This window comes from Streptomyces sp. LaBMicrA B280, assembly GCF_049222185.1.
Taxonomy (GTDB): Bacteria; Actinomycetota; Actinomycetes; order Streptomycetales; family Streptomycetaceae; genus Streptomyces; species Streptomyces murinus.
The window spans coordinates 101797-121503 of the sequence record NZ_JBMJCT010000002.1 but is presented as its reverse complement, the minus strand read 5'-3'; the positions used below and the strand labels follow the sequence as shown (position 1 = coordinate 121503).

Genomic DNA, 19707 nt, shown 5'->3' with positions numbered 1-19707 from the left:
TCTTTCATCAGCGTCTCTTGGCCGCTTTCGCGTGTGTGGTGACGCGTCGGAGTACCCGGCGCGGCTGAACGTACCTCTGTGTCCGTGAACCCTCTCCCGCTTTCGGGCCGGCGACCGGCCCATTTCATCCGCCTTGCCGAGGAGGCGAAATGCCCCAAGAGCGCGGGGCGCGCGATGTGCGCGCCGTCACAGATTTTCTGCTTTCTCGCTTCGTGGAGCTGCTGGACGTTTCCAGGGACGCGGTGGACCGCTGGGCGCCGATGCACCAGTACGGTCTGGATTCGGCCAAGGCGGCCACCCTTGCCGCCGCGTTGGCCGAATTCCTCGGCCGCCCGGTTCCGGTCACCTGGATGTGGCAATATCCGACCGTCGACGAGCTGTCCCGGGCCCTGGTGGAGGGCCCGCCCGCCGCACCGAAGGCGGCTGCCCCCGGCCGGGATCGCCGCGGGCCCTCGTACGAGCCCGTCGCGATCGTGGGCATCGGCTGCCGGTTCCCCGGCGGCCCCGATCCCGCCGCGTTCTGGCGACTGCTGGCCGAGGGACGCGATGCCGTGGGCCCGGTGCCGGCCGCGCGCCGCGAGCTGCTCGGCGACACGGTGCGCTGGGGCGGGTTCATCGACGGCATCGACCGGTTCGACCCGCTGTTCTTCGGCATCTCGCCCCGGGAAGCCGTCCAGATGGATCCGCAGCAGCGGCTGATCCTGGAGCTGGCCTGGGAGGCGCTGGAGGACGCGGGGGTACCGCCGCTCGGCCTGGTCGGCAGCGACACCGGGGTGTTCATGGCCTCCTGCTGGGGCGACTACGCGGCGCTCGCGCACTACCGGGGCCCCGACAGCCAGATCACCCCGCACACCGCGACCGGAATGCACGACGGCATCATCGCCAACCGCGTCTCCTACGTCCTCGGCCTCCAGGGCCCGAGCATGGCCGTCGACGCCGCCTGCGCCGGTTCGCTGGTCTCGGTGCATCTGGGCTGCCAGTCGATCTGGATGGGCGAGAGCGAGCTGGTGCTGGCCGGTGGCGTGAATCTGAGCTTCGTCTCCGACTACTACACGGCCATGGACCAGATGGGCGCGCTCGCCCCGGACGGCCGCTGCAAGACGTTCGACGCGCGCGCCGACGGCTACGTCCGCGGTGAGGGCGCCGGGGTCGTCGTACTCGCCCCGCTCAGCGTGGCGCTGGAGCGTGAGCTGCCGGTGTACTGCCTGATCAAGGGCAGTTCGGCCAATAACGACGGCCTGAGCAACGGCATGACCGCGCCCAACCCCCAGGCGCAGGAGCTGATGCTGCGCACCGCGTACCGGCGGGCCGGGATCGCGCCGTCCCTCGTGGACTACATCGAGTGCCACGGCTCCGCGACGCCGCTCGGCGACCCGATCGAGGCCAACGCCATCGGCGCGGTCCTGGGCGGCGACCGGCCCGCGCCGCTGCGGCTCGGGTCCGTCAAGTCCAACGTCGGCCATCTGGAGGCGGCGGCCGGGATCGTCGGCCTGGTCAAACTGGCGCTGTCGATCCGCAACGGGGTGCTGCCGCCGAGCCTGCACTACGCCGCGCCGAACCCGCAGATCCTCTTCGACGAGTACGGGCTCACCGTGCAGGACCGGCTCACCGCGTGGCCGCGCCGGTCCGACGCGCGCCGCGGGGGCGTCAGCTCGTTCGGGTTCGGCGGCGCGATCTGCCATGTCGCCGTCGAGGAACTGCCGCGCCCCGAGGGCAGACTCCTGCTGCTGGCCGAGAACTCCCCCGAGGCGCTGGCCGACCGGGCCCGGGCCCTGCGGGACGAGCACGATCTGCGGGAGGTCTGCGGGCACCAGCCCGGTGAGGGAAGGTTCCGGCTCGCGGCCGCCGCCCGTGACATGGGCGAACTCCGCTTCCAGCTGGACACGTTCGCCGCCGGTACGACGGTCTCGGGGCTCAGCGCCGGAGAGGTGGACGGGCGCAGGCCGCGAGTGGCGTTCCTCTTCTCCGGCAACGGATCCCAATGGGTGGGCATGGGGCGGCAGTTGCTCGCCGGGATGCCCGTGTTCCGGCGCTCCGTGCTGCGCTCCGACCGGCGGATGCGGGAGCTGCTGGGCTTCTCCCTGGTCGATCAACTCCTCGCGGCCGACGGCCGCCTGGACGACATGGACGTCTTCCAGCCGCTGCTGTTCTGCCTCCAGGTCGCGCTCGCCGACGCCTGGCGCTCGCTGGGGGTGGAGCCGGATGTCGTCGTGGGCCAGAGCGTCGGCGAGTTCGCCGCCTCGCACATCGCCGGGGCGCTGGACTTCGAGGACGCCGCCCGGCTGGCCGCCTGCCACGGCCGACTGCTCCAGCAGCTGGCCGTCGGCCGCGGCGAAGGCATCGTGGTCACCACCGACGCGGCCGCCGTCCGGCCGTATCTGACCGGGCGGCTCACGGTGTCCGGCCACAACGGCCCGGACTCCACGCTGGTCACCGGCACCCCGCAGGAGATCGACGCGCTCGTCCAGCGGCTGACCGAGGAGGGGATCACGACCCATCGGGTACGGATGGGCCACGCGCCCCACTCGCCCCTGGTCGACCATGTCCTCGCCCCGCTGCGGGCCGAACTCGACGGCATCAGGCCCCGGACGACCCGCGTCCCGATGATCTCGACGGTCACCGGCGAGCGCGTGGACGGCGCGGAACTCGGGCCCGACTACTGGGCGGACAACCTGCGGCACGAGATCCAGATGGTCAAGGCCCTGACGGCGCTGCGCGCCCACGACATCGACGCGGTGGTCGAACTCTCCCCGCATCCGCTCCTGCTCAAGGCCGCCTCGCAGCTCCTGGACGCGGCCACCCTGCCCTCACTGCGGCGCGGCGCCGACGAGGCCCAGACCCTGCTGGGCTCACTCGGCGCGCTGTACGCCGCCGGTCACCCGGTGACGGCGTCCCCGTTCCTCATGGGTGACCGGGGACGCCACCTCGCACCCGGTCGGGGCGCCCCCGCGGACGACGAAGTCCCGCGTCTCGTACCGGTGTCCGCGCACTCGGCGGCGGCGCTGGCCGACACCTGCCGTGCGCTGTCCAACCATGTCGAACGCGACGCGGGTCTGCGGGTGTCCGACCTCGCCTACACCCTCGCTACCCGGCGCACCCATCAGAACCACCGGGTGGCGCTGCTCGCCACCAGCCGTCAGGACGTGCTGGACGGGCTCGCCCGGGTCGCCGCCGGGCGACCGCACCCCGAGGTCGTCACCGGCACGGTCTCGGGCAACGCCGACCGGCGCGTGGCACTGGTCTTCTCCGGCGGCGGAACCCAATGGGTGGGCATGGGACGGGAGTTGCTGCGCACGCACACCGGGTTCCGCACCTGGATGCACGCCTGCGACACCGCCGTGCGCGCGGCCGGCGGCTGCTCGGTGCTCGAACAGCTCGACGCCCCGGAGGCCGAGGCCCGCCTTGAGGAGATGGACTTCCAGCAGCCGGTCCTGTTCGCCCTCCAGGTGTCGCTGGCGCGGGTCTGGCTGGGGCTCGGCATCCAGCCGGCCGCCGTCGTCGGGCACAGCCTGGGCGAGGTCGCGGCGGCATGTGTCGCGGGGGCGCTGTCGCTGGAGGACGCCGCGCGTGTCGTCGTGGCGCGGTCGCGGCTGCTCGAACGCGAGGCGGCCCCCGGCGCCATGATCTCGGTGGACCTGCCGGAGCGGGAGCTGCTGCCGTGGCTCGCGCCGTACGCCGAGCACGCGGCCGTCGCCGTGGTCAACAGCCCCACCAGCGCGGCGGTCTCGGGCTCGCCGGAGGCGGTCCGCGCCCTGGAGGCGGACCTGCGGGCGGCCGGGATCTCGACCAGGAACATCCGGGTCGAACGGCCGGTGCACAGCCCCGGCATGGATCCGCTGACCGGGCCGCTGCGTGAACTCATCGACGGCATCAGCCCGTTGACCGGAAGCATCGACTTCCACTCGACGGCACTGCCCGGCGCGGTGAACCCGGTCGTGGACGTCGACTACTGGGTGCGCAACCTGCGCGATCAGGTCCGGTTCGCCGAGACGATCGGCGCGCTGGTCGAGGACGGCATCGGCACCTTCGTGGAGATCGGCCCGCACGAGACGCTGCGCGGCGCGGTCGAGGAGATCGCGCTGACCCGGGGCGCCTGGGTGCACGCGGTCAACTCCCTGCGGCGCGGCGCGAGCGATCTGCGGTGTCTGCTGGAGGCGGCCGCTTCGCTGCACGTCAGGGGCGTGCCCTTGACCTTCGAGGCGCTGTTCGCGGACGACGTCGAGGTCGTGGAGACCCCGCTCGTGCAGTGGCAGAAGGAGCGCTACTGGCTGGATGCGGCGCCGCGCGTCGACGGTGCCCTGGCGACCACGGTCGTACAGGCCGGGGCCGCCGCATCGGGTGTGCCGTCCGTGTCAACCGCGTCAGCCACGTCGCCCGTGGCGGTCGCGGAGGCCGCGGAGGCCGCGGCCGAGCCGGTGGGTACGGCCGTGCCGGGCAGGTCGGTGGAGGAGCTGGTCCTCGGTGAGATCGCCGAGGTGCTGGGCGTGCCGGAGGACCGGTTCGACGCGGGGTCGAGCCTGCGGGACTTCGGGCTCGACTCGATGCTGGCGATCCGGCTGGTCAACCGGGTGCAGTCGCTCTTCGGGCAGCGGGTGTCGCCGGTGGTGTTCCTGGACGGGCGGACCATCTCCGAGATCGTCGGCCACCTCGGTGAGATGGTCGGCGGGCAGAGCGCGGGGACGGACGCGGGCGCGGCGGCCGGGACGGCACCGGTCACCCAGGGACCGCCCGCCCAGGCCCGGCCCACCCAGGCCCCGCCCGCGACACCACTGCCCGCGCCAGCCTCACTCTCACCCTCCCCCTCGCCCGCCGCCTCCCCCGGCCCGGCCCGCACCCCCCTCGACAACCTCTCCGGCCTCTCCGGCCTCTCCGGCCTGTCCGGCCTGTCCGGCCTGTCCGAACTGGACGCCGAGGAGCTTCTGGAGGAGCTGGCCGCCCGCGGTCTCCTCGAACCCACCGACGCCCCCGCCCTCGATCAACTCCGCGCCGAGGGGCTCGGGTTCGAGCTGGCACCGGCGTCGCACGGCCAGTCCTCGCTGTGGTTCATGCAGCAGATCGACCCGGACGCCGTGCCGTACAACTTCATGGTGGCCGCCCGGGTCCGGGCCGAGGTCGACGCACCGGCCCTGGAGCGTGCCGTGGCGGCCGTGCTGCGGCGGCATCCCGCGCTGCGCACGATCTTCGTGGAGGCGGGCGGCAGCCCGTACCAGGTCATCCTCGACGAACCGGAGTACGAGTTCCTGGTCACGGACAGCACCCACCTGGACGACGAGCAGGCCCGCGAGGAACTCGCCGTGTACGGCCATATGCCGCTTGACCTGGACAACGGGCCGCTGGTGCGGGTCGTCCTGATGACCCGCGGGCCCGCCGACCACTATCTGCTGGTCCTCGTGCACCACATCGCCTCGGACGCGGCGTCGGCCGATGTGATGATCCGCGAACTCCAGGAGTTCTACGAGGGCGTCGATCCGGCGGCCGCCGAACCGGTCGCCCCCTACACGGAGTTCGTGGCGTGGGAGCGGCAGTGGCTGGCCGGTCCGGCGGCCGAGGCGGCACTGGACTGGTGGTCGCGGCGGCTCGCCGACCCGCCCGCCCATCTCGACCTGTCCCCCGTCGAGCGCCCGCCCGGCGTCACCTACGAGGGCCGCGACCTCACGTTCCGCTGGAGCGCCGAAGAGACGCGGACGCTGCGGGAGTTCGCGGTGCGCGAGGGGGTGTCGATCAGCACCGTGGTGCTGGCCGGATTCTTCGCGACGCTCAACCGCGCGGCCGGTGTCGAGGACTCCGTGCTTGCCACCGCCATCGCCCAACGCGCGGAGCCCGGCTGGGAGTCCGCCATCGGCTACTACCTGAACACGGTGCTGGTACGGGCGAAACCGGCCGGTGACCGGGGCTTTCGGGAGCTGCTGCGCGAGGTGCACGCGTTCTCGCTCGGCCTGCTCGAGCACATGAACTACCCGCTCGACCTGCTGGCGTCCGAGCTGAAGCCCCCGCGGGCCGAGGGCCGCTCGCCGTGGTTCGACGTCGTCCTCAACTGGCTCTCCGCGGACGCCTTCCCGCGTTCCGTGAAGCTCTTCCACGGCATCGGCGACACCATCGCGCCCGAGGGCGCGCTGCCTCTGGAGCCGCTGCCGGTACGCAGGCACCTCGCCAAGTTCGACCTGGAGATCTCGATGGCGGAGATCGGCGGCGAGGTTGTCGGCCACGTCCAGTACAAACCGAGCTACCTGGAGAAGCGGACCGTGACGGCACTGCTCGCGCTCTACCGCACCGTGCTCTTCGACTCGATCGCCCACCCCGACCTGGCACTCGACGACATCGCGCCGGGCGACCGGGCCAAGGGGACGGACCAGTGACCCAGACCCTGCACACCAGGTTCATCGAACAGGCCGGGAAGACCCCGGACGCCACCGCGGTCCACTCCGACGCCGGGGTGCTGACCTACCGCGAACTGGACGAACAATCCCGGGAGTTGGCCGAGCGGCTGGTCGCCGAGGGCGCGGGGCCCGGGGTCCCGGTCGGCGTCTGCGTCGAGCGCACGCCCGTCCTCCTCGTCGCCGTCCTGGCCGTACTGCGCGCCGGTTCCTGCTATGTGCCGCTGGACCCGAGGTACCCGGCCGAGCGGCTGGAGTTCATGGTCCGGGACAGCGGCACGAATCTGCTGCTGACCACGCCCGCGTCCCGGGAGAGCTGCCCGGCGGGTCCGACCCTGGTGGTGCTGGACGGGGCCGTGACGACCGAGTCCGGCGCGCGGCCCGTACCGGTCGTACCCGCCGACACCGCCTATGTGATCTACACCTCGGGCTCCACGGGGAAGCCCAAGGGCGTGCCGATCCGGCACAGCGGCTGCGCGGCCATGCTGTCCGCCTGGGACCTGGTCCTCGGCGACCGCGACCTCGGCGGAGTCTGCGCGGCCAGCTCGATCTGCTTCGACATGTCCGTGATGGAGATCTTCCCGGCGCTGAGCCGGGGCGGCGCCCTCGTGCTCGTGGAGAGCACCGTCCATCTGCCCGAGAGCCCGTACGCCGACCGGGTCACCCTGCTGCACGCCATCCCGTCGGTGACCAACGCCCTGCTCGACGCGGGCGGGCTGCCGCCGAACCTGCGCACGGTCGTGTTCGGCGGCGAGCCCCTGCGGCGCAAGCTGGTGGACCGGGTGTACGCGGAGACGGGCGCAGAGGTCTTCAACGCCTACGGCCCCACCGAGGGCACCGTCTTCTGCACGCTGGGCCCGGTGCCGAGGGACGGCACCGGCGAGCCCACGATCGGCGCGGCGGCGGCCGGTGCGGTGCTCCATGTGCTGGACGAGAACCGCGAGCCGGTGCCGGCCGGTGTCCCCGGTGAGCTGTACCTCGGCGGGACCGGCGTCGCCCGCGGCTATCTCAACCGGCCCGAGACCACCGCCGAACGGTTCGTGCCGGACCCGTTCCAGGACGGCGGGCGGCTGTACCGCACCGGCGATGTCGTCGTGCTCACCGGCAGCGGCGAACTGGAGTTCGTCGGCCGTACCGACAACCAGGTCAAGGTGCGCGGCCATCGCATCGAGCTGGAGGAGGTCGAGTCCCGGCTGACCGGCTGCCCCGAGGTCCGCGAGGCCGCGGCCGTCGTGCGCGGGCGCCGGCTCGTCGGCTACGTCGTGGCCGAGGGCGGGCCCCGGGGCGGCGCGCGGCTGGACGCCGGGCTCCAGGCCACCATCACCGGCAAGCTCGCCGCCGAACTGCCCGAGTACATGGTGCCGGGGGCGATCGTGGTCCTGGACGAACTGCCGCTGACGCCGGGCGGCAAGCTCGACCGCGCCGCGCTGCCCGAGCCACCGGCCGCCGAGGGCGGGCCGGTGACGGCCGCCGGTACGCCGACGGAGGTGGCGCTCTCCGAGATCTGGGGCCAGTTGCTCGGCCTGGAACCGGCGGGCATCGACGTCCGGGCCGCCTTCTACGACCTCGGCGGCGACTCGCTGCTGCTGGTGCGGCTGGCCCGGCTGATGACCCGGCGCTTCGACCGCCGTGTCCGGGTTCCCGACCTCTTCCGCTTCCGTGACATCCACTCGCTGGGCCGCTGGCTCGACGAGGACGGCGACGCCACCCCCGAGGTGGTCGAGTCGGCCCGCCGACGCGCCGCCGTACGCCGTGCCGCACTGCGCGGCCGCGCCTCCGCCACCGGTAACTGAGCGTTCCCCCAACCCTCTTGAGCAGGAGCCCTTCATGTCCGAAAGTCCCGAGCAGGACTACGACCCGGGCGACGTGGCCGTCATCGGCATCTCGTGCAAGGCGCCCGGTGCCCGCACCAAGGAACAGTTCTGGGACAACCTCGTGCACGGCAGGGAGTCCGTGCGGTTCCTGGAGAAGGACGAGATCAAGGTCGACGAGACCCTGATCAACAACCCGTACTACGTGCGGGCCTGCGGCACGCTCGACGGGTACGACGCGTTCGATCCGTCGGTGTTCGGCATCAGCGACCGGATGGCGGCCGCGATGACCCCGGAGAACCGGTTGTTCGTGGAGAGCGCCTGGGAGGCGCTGGAGGACGGCGGTTACGACCCCGACCGGGTGCCGGGCGAGATGGGGATCTACGGCGCCAACAACCCGCAGACGGCGGCCCTTTACGGCACTCCGCCGGACCGGGTCTCGGTCGGCCCCGAGGCGATCGAGCACGGTCTGGCGTGGTCGCCGGACACCATGACGTCCAACGCGCTGTACTACATCGGGCTGACCGGCGAGGCCGTCACCGTCACCACGGCGTGCGCCGGTTTCCACTACGCGGTGCATCTGGCCTGCCAGTCACTGCTGTTGGGGCAGACCGACATGGCGATCGCGGGCGGCGCGATGGTCCGGCTGCCGCATCCGCGCGGTCATCTGTGGGAGGAGGGCCGGATCCTGTCCCGGGACGGCCACTGCCGCCCGTTCGACGCGGCCGGTACCGGCGCCGCGCTGTCCAGCGGTGTCGTCACCATGCTGCTCAAGCCGCTCGCCCAGGCCGTCGCCGACCGGGACCACGTCTACGCCGTGGTCAAGGGCTCGGCCATCAACAACAACGGGGTCAGCGCGATGGCCTACGGGCTGGCGCAGCCCGAGCGGCTCAGCGCGTGCATCGCGGCCGCCATGCAGGTCGGCGGCGTCACCCCGGACACGGTGTCGATGTACGAGGCCAACGGGCTCGGGCTGCCGATCACCGACCAGCTCGAAGTGCACGCCGTGAACATGGCGTTCGGCAAGCAGACCGGTACCTGCTCGATCGGCGGGGTCAAGGGCAACGTCGGGCACGGCGGGGTGGTGGCGGGCGGCTTCGGCGCCATGAAGGCCACCATGGCGCTGTACCACCGGACGCTGGCGCCGACGATCAACCTGACCGAGGCCGATCCCGAGATCGACTTCCCCAGCACCCCGTTCGTGCCCCAGCTGGAGTCCGCGGACTGGGAGCCGGAGGCCGGGATCCGGCGCGCCGGGATCACCGCGATCGGGGGCGGTGGCTACAACGGGCACCTGGTGCTCGAAGAGGCGCCGACGCTCGCCGAGCGCGCCCCCGAGGCCGTCGGCAGGCCGCGCCTGGCCACCCTGTCCGCCCTGGACGACGACGCGCTCGCCCGGCAGCGCGCCCGGCTGCGGGACCGGCTGCTGGCCGACCCCGGTCTGCGGCTCGACGATGTGTGCTTCAGCCTCAACCTGGGCCGCCGGACGATGGACCGCCGGTGGGCGGCCGTGGTCCGCAGCCGCGAGGAGCTGATCGAGGCGCTGTCCGCCGACTCCGCGGGCGGCCCGGCCGTCACGACCGGTGCCGCGCCGCAGCTGGACGTCGACGCCCTCCCGCAGAGCGACCACGGGATCGTCCCGGCCGCTCCGGACGACGACCGGGCGCTGGCCGCGCTCGCCGCCGCCTGGGTGAACGGCCGGCGGGTGGACTTCCGCCCGCTCCACAAGGGGGAGGCGAGCCACCGCGTACCGCTGCCCACCTACCCGTTCCAGCCGCGCCGGTTCTGGCGCACCGAATGGTGACCGCGGGCGCCCCGGCGCCGGCCACCGTGGACCTGGGCGACCCGGACACCTTCGCGAACCATGACCTCGACGGGTTCTGGCGCACCCTGCGGGAGACCGCGCCGGTGTACTGGAACCCGCCGGTCGGCGGCCGCCGCGGGTTCTGGGTGCTGTCCCGGTACGACGACATCATGGCCGCCTACCGGGACGATCTGAACCTCACCTCCGAGCACGGCAATGTGCTGGTCACGCTGCTGGGCGGGGGTGACGCAGGGGCCGGGCGGATGCTGGCCGTGACCGACGGGCACCGCCACCACGAGCTGCGCAAGATCCTCCAGCGGGTGCTCTCGCCGAGGGTGCTCAGCGAGGTCGCGGCGGCGGTGCGGGCCAACACCCGGCGGCTGATCCGCGAGGCGGTCGAGGCGGGCGGCTGCGACTTCGCCGCGGAGATCGCGAGCCGCATCCCGATGACCACGATCTCCAATCTGCTCGGGGTGCCCGAGCAGGACCGGGACCATCTGCTCGCCCAGACCAAGGCCGCGCTGTCGGCCGACACCGAGGACGTCGACGAGGTCGACTCCGAGATGGCCCGCAACGAGATCCTGCTGTACTTCATGGACATGGTCGAGGAGCGGCGGGCGGCGCCGGGCGACGATGTGATCAGCCTGCTGGTCGCGAGCTCCATCGACGGGGTGCCGCTGTCCGACGAGGACATCGTGCTCAACTGCTACAGCCTGATCATCGGCGGCGACGAGACCAGTCGGCTGACGATGATCGACGGTGTGCACACCCTCGCGGCGCGGCCCGAGCAGTGGCGCCGCCTCAAGGACGGCGAGGTCGCGATCGACACCGCCGTGGACGAGGTGCTGCGCTGGGCCTCCCCCACCCTGCACTTCGGGCGCACCGTGGTCCGCGAGACCGAGGTGCACGGCGTACGGCTGCGTCCGGGCGAGATCGTCACGCTCTGGCACGCCTCCGGCAACCGGGACGAGCGGGTCTTCGAGCGGCCTGGGGAGTTCGACCTCGGCCGCGCCCCCAACAAGCATCTGGCCTTCGGCTATGGCCCGCACTTCTGCCTCGGCTCCTATCTGGCCAAGGTGGAGATCGCCGAACTGCTCCTGGCGCTACGGGACTTCACCACCGGTTTCGAGCAGACCGGTGAGGCGCTGCGCATCCGGTCGAACTTCCTGACCGGGTTCTCCACGCTGCCGGTGCGGTTTCGGCCCGATCCCCGCTCGACGAAGGAGGCGGCAACCCGGTGAACATCTACCTTTCGGGACAGGGGGCGTTCGCGGTCCAGGTCGCGGACGCCCTGGGAGAGGAAGGCCACCGGATCGCGGGAGTGGCCGCCCCCCGGCTGCGCAGGGGGCACTCCGACGAGGGCAACGCGCTGTCCTGGGACCGGCTGCGCGCGTGGGCGTACCCGAGGAGCGTCCCCTGGACGGACTCGGCCGAGCTGCGCGCGATGCATGTCCCCGACGGGGTGGACCTCATCGTCGCCGCCCACTCGCACGCCTTCATCGGCCGCCGGACGCGTGCCCGCGCCGCCGTCGCGGCCATCGGCTACCACCCCAGTCTGCTGCCGCTGCACCGCGGCCGGGACGCGATCCGGTGGACGATCCGCGACGGCGACAAGGTGACGGGCGGCAGCGTCTACCACCTCACCGAACGCACCGACGGCGGCCCCATCGCCGCCCAGGAGCATCTGTTCGTGCCGCCCGGCTCGACCGCCGGGACCCTGTGGCGCGAGCACCTCGCCCCCCTCGGTGTGCGTCTCCTGGTCCGGGTGGTCACCGACCTCGCCAAGGGCCGCCGCGTCGAGGTCCCCCAGGACGACAAGCTGGCCACCTGGGAACCCGCCATGGGCGCACCCCCGCTGTTCAAACCCGAACTCATCGCCCTGCCGGGCTCGGAACCCGTCGACGGCAGCAGGTGGGCGCTGCACGGGGAGTGAGCGAGGGGGCCCGGCGGGGCCCCCGCCTCCCGTCAGAGCCGGCCGGCGTCCAGCACCGCGCGGGCGAAGACGGCCGGTGCCTCCTGCGGGAGGTTGTGGCCGGCGCCCGCCACGACCCGGTGCTCGTAGGGGCCGGTGAAGCGGTCGCGGGTCGGGTCGCCGGGCGCGGTGAAGGGGTCCAGCTCGGGGCTCAGGGTGATGGTCGGGACGTGGATCACGGGCCGGGCGGCGAGTTCCTTCTCGTAGCGGTCGTAACGGCGTTCACCGTCCGCGAGGCCGAGGCGCCAGCGGTAGTTGTGGATGACGACGGCGGCGTAGTCGGGGTTCTCGAAGGCCGCCGCCGTGCGCCGGAAGGTGGCGTCGTCGAACTTCCAGGTGGGTGAGACCAGTTGCCACACCAGATGGCACAACTCGTCGCGCAGCTTCGGGGTTTCCATGGCCCGGCGGCCGCGTTCGGTGGCGAAGTAGTACTGGTACCACCAGTTGTGCTCGTCGGCGGGTGCGATGGGCGACTGCTGCGCCTCGACGTTCGTGATGAGGTAGCCGCTGGTGGAGACGAGGGCGGTGACCCGCTCCGGCCACAGCGCGGCGATGATGTCGGCGGTGCGCGATCCCCAGTCGAAGCCGGCGAGGACGGCCCCGGGGATCTCCAGCGCGTCCATGAGCGCGACGATGTCCAGCGCGATGGCGGACTGCTGGGCGTTGCGGACCGTACGGCCGGACCGGAACCGGGTGCTGCCGTGGCCGCGGAGGTAGGGCACGATCACCCGGTACCCCTGCCCGGCGAGGAGCGGGGCGACGTCGACGTAGCTGTGGATGTCGTACGGCCAGCCGTGCAGGCAGATGACGACGGGGCCGTGGGCCGGGCCCGCCTCGGCGTACCCGATGTCGAGCACGCCCGCGGTGACCTGCTTGAGCGCGGGGAACGTGGTGTGCGCCCCGGGCGCGGGGGACGCGGGGGCCTCGTCCGCCCCGCCGGGAGCGGCCTGGGCGGCGTCGGCGGACTGCGCGCCGGTCAGGGAGAGCGCGGCCGCGCCGGTCCCCAGGCCGACGGCCTTCCCGAAGGTACGCCTGTCGATCATCTGAAACCCTCCGTCGTCCGCTGCGCGCGGTGCGGTCAGTTCGTCCGCGACGCTACCGTCCGGCCCCCGCTCCCCGAAGGCGGCGCGAAGGGGGTGACGCCTCATCCAGGAGGAACTCTTCGCGGAGGCGGGCGCGGCGGGGCCGGGGCCCTCAGCCTTCGGGCTCCGTGACGCGGTACGGCACGAAGGTGCTGGTGTCCTGGTCGATGTGCAGCCGGTGGCCGAGCGGCGGGGCGGCGCGCTGGGGGCAGGAGAGGCGTTCGCAGACCCGGCAGCCCATGCCGATGGGGGTGGCGGCGGCGCTGCCCGCGAGGTCGAGGCCGTCGGAGTAGACGAGGCGGTGGGCGTGGCGGATCTCGCAGCCGAGGCCGATGGCGAAGGTCTTGCCGGGTTCGCCCCAGCCGCCGCGGTGCCGGGCGACGGCCCGCGCGGTCCACAAGTAGCGCTGGCCGTCCGGCATTTCGGCGACCTGGACATGGATGCGGCCGGGCGCGGCGAACGCCTCGTACACATTCCACAGGGGGCAGGTGCCGCCCGCCCGGGAGAAGTGGAAGCCGGTGGCCGACTGGCGCTTGGACATGTTGCCGGCCCGGTCGACCCGGACGAAGGAGAAGGGCACCCCGCGCAGCCGGGGGCGCTGGAGGGTGCTCAGCCGGTGGCAGACGGTCTCGTAGCCGAGGCCGTAGCGGTCGGTGAGACGCTCGATGTCGTAGCGCACCTCCTCGGCGGCCGTGTGGAAGGCGCGGTACGGCAGGACGAGCGCCGCCGCGAAGTAGTTGGCGATGCCGATGCGAGCGAGCGCGTGGGCGGGTGAACCCGAGGTGAAGTCCTCGGCGGCCAACTGGTCGAGTTCGGCGCCGTGTTCGAGCAGGGCGAGCTGGGTGGCCAGCCGGAACGCGCGCTGGCCGGGGCGCAGCCGGGTGGAGAGGTGGAGGGTGCGGGTCGGCGCGTCGTAGTGGTGGAGGTGGTCGGCGGCCCCGACGGACAGCCGGACGCCGTGCCGGTCGGCGAGGCGGGCGGTCAGGGCGGGGAGGACCTCGCCGGGGCCGATGCCGATGTCCCGGGCGAGGGCTTCGGCCGCGAGGTCGGTGTCATGGAGGTAGTTGCGGCGGCGGTAGAAGAAGTCCCGGATCTCCTCGTGGGGTGAGCGGGGCAGCTCGGGGTCGGTGCCACGGCTGTCCGTGGCCTGCGCGAGCCGTTCGGCGAGCAGCTGGTTGCGGCGGCCGAGGCCGAGCAGCACCTGCGCGACGGCGGGCATCCGGGCGGCGAGTTCCGCGAGGTCGGCGGCGGACAGGCTGGCCTCGGCGAGCTCCCCGGCCAGGGCCTCGCGCAGGTCGGCGACCAGGCGCGTGGTGTCGCGCTCGGAGAAGAAGCCCGGGTCAACGCCGAACGTCTCGGTCAGCCGGAGCAGCACCGGGACCGTGAGCGGCCGGGAGTCGTGCTCCATCTGGTTGAGATAGCTCGGCGAGATGGCGAGCACGCGGGCCATCTCGGCCTGGCTGAGGCGCCGCTCCTCGCGCAGGCGCCGCAGCCGCGCGCCCGCGTACGTCTTGCTCATCCCCGGGTCCTTCCTCGTCCCTCCGTTTCCGGCCAGCCTAGGTGATCGGCACCTCGGAAGGTCCTTCGCAAAGTTGGCAAATGACGGCCGGAAGATTCGCAGAAGTTGGCAGACGTCCACCATTGATGGCACTCAGTGCCACTGTCAGAGTGTGGGTACGGCCCGCCGGACACCGGCGGCCACCGCTCGCGGCCGGGGGCTCGAATCAGGCCCTGACATCGGGTTTCCCGGCACGGGTGGGGGTCGTCACCGGCAGCACTGCTCAGCTCCGCCTCCAGGTACCGGCGGGCCGTATCTCAACTTTTCGACACGTAGTGCCACACCTGTTCGCCCGAACGGGGACGTTGGCAGCCAGTACAGACCGAGGAGACAGTCATGGCAGAGGCGACGAGGACGCAGGCGGCCGAGGAACTCGCGCGGCGCTGGGCCACCGACCCGCGCTGGCAGGGCATCGAGCGTACCTACGGCGCCGAGGACGTGATTCGGCTGTCCGGCAGCGTCCGCGAGGAGCACACCCTGGCCCGGCGCGGCGCCGAGCGGCTGTGGCGGCAGCTGCACGAGCAGGACTACATCCACGCCCTCGGCGCGCTCACCGGCGGGCAGGCGGTCCAGCAGGTCAAGGCCGGTCTCCAGGCCATCTACCTGTCCGGCTGGCAGGTCGCCGCCGACGCCAACCAGGCCGGGCACACCTATCCGGACCAGAGCCTGTACCCGGCCAACTCCGTTCCCCAGGTGGTGCGTCGGATCAACAACGCGCTGCTGCGCGCCGACCAGATCGCCACCGCCGAGGACGCCGGGGACACCACCGACTGGCTCGCGCCGATCGTCGCCGACGCCGAGGCCGGTTTCGGCGGGCCGCTCAACGCCTTCGAGCTGACCAAGGCCATGATCGCGGCGGGCGCGGCCGGCATCCACTACGAGGACCAGCTCGCCTCGGAGAAGAAGTGCGGCCACCTCGGCGGCAAGGTCCTGGTGCCGACCTCGCAGCACATCCGCACCCTGAACGCGGCGCGTCTCGCCGCCGACATCGCCGATGTGCCGAGCATCGTCATCGCCCGCACCGACGCGCTCGCCGCCAACCTGCTCACCACCGACGTGGACGAGCGGGACGCCGAGTTCGTCACCGGCGAGCGCACGGCGGAGGGCTTCTACCGGGTGCGGCCCGGCATGGCGCCGGTGATCGCCCGCGGTCTGGCGTACGCGCCGTACGCCGATCTGATCTGGGTGGAGACCGGCACCCCGGACCTCGCGCAGGCCCGTGAGTTCGCCGAGGCGATCCACGCCCGCTACCCGGACCAGATGCTGGCCTACAACTGCTCGCCGTCCTTCAACTGGAAGGCCGCGCTGGACGACGACCAGATCGCCAAGTTCCAGCGGGAGCTGGGCGCGATGGGCTACCGGTTCCAGTTCATCACCCTGGCCGGGTTCCACTCCCTGAACCACGGCATGTTCGACCTGGCCCGCGGCTACGCCGAGCACGGCATGACCGCCTATGTCGACCTCCAGGAGCGGGAGTTCGCCGCCCAGGCGCAGGGCTTCACCGCCGTCAAGCACCAGCGCGAGGTCGGCACCGGCTACTTCGACCTGGTCTCCACCGCGGTCAACCCCGCCTCCTCCACCACCGCGCTGGCCGGTTCGACGGAGGCCGAGCAGTTCCACTAGGCCGCCCCACACCTCCGCGCACCTCCTCCAGGAGACACCGATGACCACCAGTGCACTGACCCACCGGGTCCGCGTGCTCGCCCCCGCGGGCGAGCGGCACGACGAGATCCTCACGCCCGCCGCCCTGGACTTCGTCGGGGCCCTCGTGGCCGCGTTCGGCGAGCGCCGCCAGGAGCTGATGAAGGAGCGGCGCCGGCAGGCCCTGCGGCTGGCCGCCGGTACCCCGCTCGACTTCCCGATGGTCACCTCCGCCGTGCGCGCCGACCTCGGCTGGCGGGTGGCCGCGCCCGCGCCCGGTCTGAGCGACCGCCGCGTGGAGATCACCGGGCCGCCGGAGCGCCGCATGGCGGTGAACGCGCTCAACTCCGGGGCCCAGGTGTGGATGGCCGACCTCGAGGACGCCACCGCGCCCACCTGGGGCAATGTCATCGGCGGCCAGCTGACCCTGCTGGACACGATCGAGCGGCGGATCGACTTCAGCGCCGCGGACGGCCGGGAGTACCGGCTCGGCGACCGGCTCGCCACGATCGTCGTACGGCCACGCGGCTGGCACCTGGAGGAGGAGCATCTGGAGTACGACGGCCGGCCCGTGCCCGCGGCGCTGGTGGACTTCGGTCTCTACTTCTTCCACTGCGCCCAGCGGCAGATCGACGCCGGGCACGGCCCGTACTTCTATCTGCCCAAGCTGGAGAACCGGTACGAGGCGCGGCTGTGGAACGATGTCTTCCTGCTCGCCCAGGAGCTGCTCGGCATCCCCCGGGGCACCGTCCGCGCCACCGTGCTCATCGAGACGATCACGGCCGCGTTCGAGATGGAGGAGATCCTCTACGAGCTGCGCGAGCACAGCTCGGGCCTCAACGCGGGCCGCTGGGACTATCTGTTCAGCGTGATCAAGACGTTCGGCCACCGCACCGACTTCCTGCTCCCGGACCGGGCGAAGGTCACCATGACGGCCCCGTTCATGCGGGCGTACACCGAACTCCTCGTGCGCACCTGCCACAAGCGGGGCGCGCATGCCGTCGGCGGCATGGCGGCGCAGGTGCCGGGCTCGGAACCGGCCGCCCGCGAGGCCGCGTTGGCGACGGTCCGGCTGGACAAGGAGCGGGAGGCCGAGGACGGCTTCGACGGCTCCTGGGTGGCGCATCCGGGTCTGGTCCCGGTGTGCCGGGAGGTGTTCGACGGCGTCCTCGGTGAGCGGCCGCACCAACTGGACCGGCTGCGCGAGGACGTGGCGGTGACGGCGGCCGAGCTGCTGTCGGTGCGGCGGATCGCCGGGCCTCCCACGGCGGAGGGGGTGCGCACCAACCTCCGGGTGGCGCTGCGCTACTTCGCCGCCTGGCTGGACGGCCGGGGTGCCGTCGCGCTCGACGGCCTCATGGAGGACGCGGCCACCGCGGAGATCGCCCGGGTGCAGATCTGGCAGTGGCTGCGGCACCGGGTGATCGAGCGGGAGACGGTGGCGGGGCTGCTGGAGGAGGAGACGGCGGCGCTCGGCGCGGAGTATCCGTGGGCACCGGTGGACGACGTGCGCGCGCTGTTCGAACGCACCGCGCTCCAGGGAGAGTTGCCGCTGTTCTTCACTCCCGACGCCTACTCCCGGCACCTCGTGCGGCGGGCGTCATGAGCGGGCGCTTCGCACGCGTCGGAGTGGTCGGCGGTGGCCGGATGGGCGCGGGCATCGCCGAGGTGTGCGCGCGGGCCGGTCTGGACACGGTGGTCTGCGAGGCGGACGCGGTGGCCGCCCGCGCGGCCCGAAACCGGGTGGCCGCCTCCCTCGAACAGGCGGTACGGCGCGGCAAGTTGGCCGAGACCGAGGCGCGGGACGCCCTCGCGCGCCTCGTCTTCACCGGCGATCTCGACGCGTTGGCCGACCGGCAGCTCGTGATCGAGGCCGTGACCGAGAACGCGGACGCCAAGACCGAGGTGTTCGCCGCGCTCGACAAGATCGTGACGGATCCGGCGGCGGTGCTGGCCACCAACACCTCCTCGCTGCCCGTGATGCGGCTCGGCATGGCCACCTCGCGCGCGGACCGGGTCGTCGGACTGCACTTCTTCAACCCGGTACCGGTGCTGCCCCTGGTGGAGGTGGTCGCCTCGCTGCACACCTCGGCCCGGACCGTGACCGAGGTGGAGACCTTCGCCACCGAGGTGCTCGGCAAGACGGTCGTGCACGCGAAGGACCGGGCCGGTTTCGTCGTCAACGCGCTGCTGGTGCCGTATCTGCTGGCCGCGATCCGGATGGCGGAGTCCGGCTTCGCCTCGGCCACGGACATCGACGCGGGCATGGAGCGCGGCTGCGCCCACCCGATGGGGCCGCTGCGGCTCGCGGACCTGATCGGCCTGGACACGGTCGCCGCGATCGCCGAGTCGCTGCACGACGAGTTCCGCGAACCCCTGTACGCCCCGCCCCCGCTGCTGCGGCGGATGGTCGAGGCGGGGCTGCTTGGCCGCAAGAGCGGCCGGGGGTTCCACGTGTACGACCAGGGCTGAGGAACCTGGTCCGGCCGGGCTGAGGGGCCCGGTCCGCGGTCACCGGTCGAGGGTCCGGAGGCCGCGCGGAGGGCAGGGCGGGAAGCGCGTGTGCGGCGCTTCCCGCCCTCTGCGTGTGGCAGCATCGCGGGCGAACCCCTGGAGGAGTACGTGCAGTTGCGCGATGTCACACCGGACGACGTGGACGCCTATGTACGGATGCGGTGCGATCCCCGCATGATGGCGGACCTGGGCGGGCCGCTGCCCCGGGAGGGGATGGCGGACAAGGTGCGCCGGGACGCCGAGGAGGCCGCGGCGGACCGTGCCTGGCTGAAGATGATCGTGCCCGACCCGGCGCGGCCCGATGTGGTGGCGGGCACGGTGACCCTGTGGACCCATGAGAGCGCGCAGGGGCCGGTCTCCGAGATCGGCTGGATGGTGCTGCCCGGGTTCCAGGGGCGCGGGCTCGGCAAGCGGGCCGTCCGGGCCCTCCTGGAGCAGGCCCGCGACCAGGACCGCTGGGGTGTGGTGCACGCCTTCCCGGCGACCGGCAACGCGGCGTCGAACGGGATCTGCCGCTCCCTCGGCTTCCGTTTCCTCGCGGAGATCGACGTGGACTTCGCCGGGCGGGCACTGCGCAGCAATCACTGGGTCATGGAGCCGGGACGCGATCTGGTCTGAGGCCGTCCGTCTCGGCGCGCCATCCGAATGCTGGACCTGATCCACCACGCGCGCCCTTCGGCCCGTAGGCTGGCCCGTGCAGCTGGTTCGCCCCGTCCGCCAGGCGGGAGCGTCGTAAGAGGGAACCCGGTGGGAATCCGGGACTGCCCCGCAGCGGTGAGCGGGAACGACCGCCGTCATACGCACTGGACCCGGTGAAACGGGACTGGGAAGCGACGGCCAGTAGGTGTCCTCAAGTGGTGAGGGCGTGCCCGTGAGTCCGAAGACCTGCCAACTGCCCGTGCCCGGGACATCCCGTGCGCGGCATCCCGGTGACCTCGAGGGCGGGTCGGC

General features: G+C 72.6%; 11 protein-coding genes and 1 riboswitch. Of the genes, 9 read left to right on the top strand and 2 right to left on the bottom strand.

Annotated elements, in window-relative coordinates; genetic code table 11:
* Positions 1 to 149 precede the first annotated feature (149 nt).
* From ACLF5H_RS01805 to ACLF5H_RS01785, 5 genes are read left to right on the top strand one after another with little or no spacing between them, the layout of a single operon-like run.
* Positions 150 to 6356, top strand: a complete 6207-nt coding sequence (locus ACLF5H_RS01805; RefSeq protein ID WP_421674309.1) for an acyltransferase domain-containing protein — start codon at positions 150 to 152, stop codon at positions 6354 to 6356.
* Positions 6353 to 8167, top strand: coding sequence for a non-ribosomal peptide synthetase (locus ACLF5H_RS01800; RefSeq protein WP_421674308.1), 1815 nt, complete (start codon positions 6353 to 6355; stop codon positions 8165 to 8167). Before ACLF5H_RS01805 ends, ACLF5H_RS01800 begins: the two co-directional genes overlap by 4 nt.
* Positions 8168 to 8201: 34 nt before the next feature.
* Positions 8202 to 9989, top strand: coding sequence for a beta-ketoacyl synthase N-terminal-like domain-containing protein (locus ACLF5H_RS01795; RefSeq protein ID WP_421674307.1), 1788 nt, complete (start codon positions 8202 to 8204; stop codon positions 9987 to 9989).
* On the top strand, positions 9983 to 11230 hold the full coding sequence (locus tag ACLF5H_RS01790) for a cytochrome P450 (RefSeq protein WP_421674306.1): 1248 nt from the start codon (positions 9983 to 9985) through the stop codon (positions 11228 to 11230). Before ACLF5H_RS01795 ends, ACLF5H_RS01790 begins: the two co-directional genes overlap by 7 nt.
* Positions 11227 to 11922 carry a formyltransferase family protein gene (locus ACLF5H_RS01785; protein ID WP_421674305.1) on the top strand — a complete coding sequence of 232 codons (696 nt, stop codon included), beginning with the start codon at positions 11227 to 11229 and terminating at the stop codon, positions 11920 to 11922. Before ACLF5H_RS01790 ends, ACLF5H_RS01785 begins: the two co-directional genes overlap by 4 nt.
* 32 nt (positions 11923 to 11954) lie before the next feature.
* Here the strand turns inward: ACLF5H_RS01785 and ACLF5H_RS01780 are convergent, their stop codons facing one another.
* Together ACLF5H_RS01780 and ACLF5H_RS01775 are read right to left on the bottom strand one after the other, a co-directional pair.
* Positions 11955 to 13004 (bottom strand): alpha/beta fold hydrolase, encoded by a 1050-nt coding sequence (locus ACLF5H_RS01780; RefSeq protein ID WP_421674304.1) that lies wholly within the window; start codon positions 13002 to 13004, stop codon positions 11955 to 11957.
* A 151-nt stretch (positions 13005 to 13155) separates the two neighbouring features.
* On the bottom strand, positions 13156 to 14562 hold the full coding sequence (locus ACLF5H_RS01775; protein ID WP_421674303.1) for a short-chain fatty acyl-CoA regulator family protein: 1407 nt from the start codon (positions 14560 to 14562) through the stop codon (positions 13156 to 13158).
* 375 nt (positions 14563 to 14937) lie between these two features.
* Between ACLF5H_RS01775 and aceA the strand changes: the two genes are divergently transcribed.
* The 4 genes from aceA to ACLF5H_RS01755 all read left to right on the top strand — a co-directional run bounded on the left by aceA (position 14938) and on the right by ACLF5H_RS01755 (position 19374).
* On the top strand, positions 14938 to 16224 hold the full coding sequence (gene aceA, locus ACLF5H_RS01770; protein WP_421674302.1) for an isocitrate lyase: 1287 nt from the start codon (positions 14938 to 14940) through the stop codon (positions 16222 to 16224).
* A gap of 40 nt (positions 16225 to 16264) precedes the next feature.
* Entirely contained in the window at positions 16265 to 17848 is a 1584-nt protein-coding gene (gene aceB / locus ACLF5H_RS01765) for a malate synthase A (protein ID WP_421674301.1), read from the top strand.
* Positions 17845 to 18714: a 3-hydroxybutyryl-CoA dehydrogenase gene (locus tag ACLF5H_RS01760; protein WP_421674300.1), complete on the top strand. Its 870-nt coding sequence runs from the start codon at positions 17845 to 17847 to the stop codon at positions 18712 to 18714. The genes aceB and ACLF5H_RS01760 overlap by 4 nt, the downstream gene beginning before the upstream one ends.
* A 150-nt stretch (positions 18715 to 18864) precedes the next feature.
* Entirely contained in the window at positions 18865 to 19374 is a 510-nt protein-coding gene (locus ACLF5H_RS01755) for a GNAT family N-acetyltransferase (protein WP_421674299.1), read from the top strand.
* A 66-nt stretch (positions 19375 to 19440) separates the two neighbouring features.
* Positions 19441 to 19663, top strand: a riboswitch (cobalamin riboswitch).
* Positions 19664 to 19707: the final 44 nt, after the last annotated feature.

Excerpts from the sequence above, each read along its gene's own strand:
- ACLF5H_RS01805 (WP_421674309.1), top strand. The coding sequence starts at position 150 with ATGCCCCAAGAGCGCGGGGCGCGCGATGTGCGCGCCGTCACAGATTTT.
- ACLF5H_RS01795 (WP_421674307.1), top strand. The coding sequence starts at position 8,202 with ATGTCCGAAAGTCCCGAGCAGGACTACGACCCGGGCGACGTGGCCGTC.
- ACLF5H_RS01790 (WP_421674306.1), top strand. The coding sequence starts at position 9,983 with ATGGTGACCGCGGGCGCCCCGGCGCCGGCCACCGTGGACCTGGGCGAC.
- ACLF5H_RS01780 (WP_421674304.1), bottom strand. The coding sequence starts at position 13,004 with ATGATCGACAGGCGTACCTTCGGGAAGGCCGTCGGCCTGGGGACCGGC.
- ACLF5H_RS01775 (WP_421674303.1), bottom strand. The coding sequence starts at position 14,562 with ATGAGCAAGACGTACGCGGGCGCGCGGCTGCGGCGCCTGCGCGAGGAG.
- aceA (WP_421674302.1), top strand. The coding sequence starts at position 14,938 with ATGGCAGAGGCGACGAGGACGCAGGCGGCCGAGGAACTCGCGCGGCGC.
- aceB (WP_421674301.1), top strand. The coding sequence starts at position 16,265 with ATGACCACCAGTGCACTGACCCACCGGGTCCGCGTGCTCGCCCCCGCG.
- ACLF5H_RS01760 (WP_421674300.1), top strand. The coding sequence starts at position 17,845 with ATGAGCGGGCGCTTCGCACGCGTCGGAGTGGTCGGCGGTGGCCGGATG.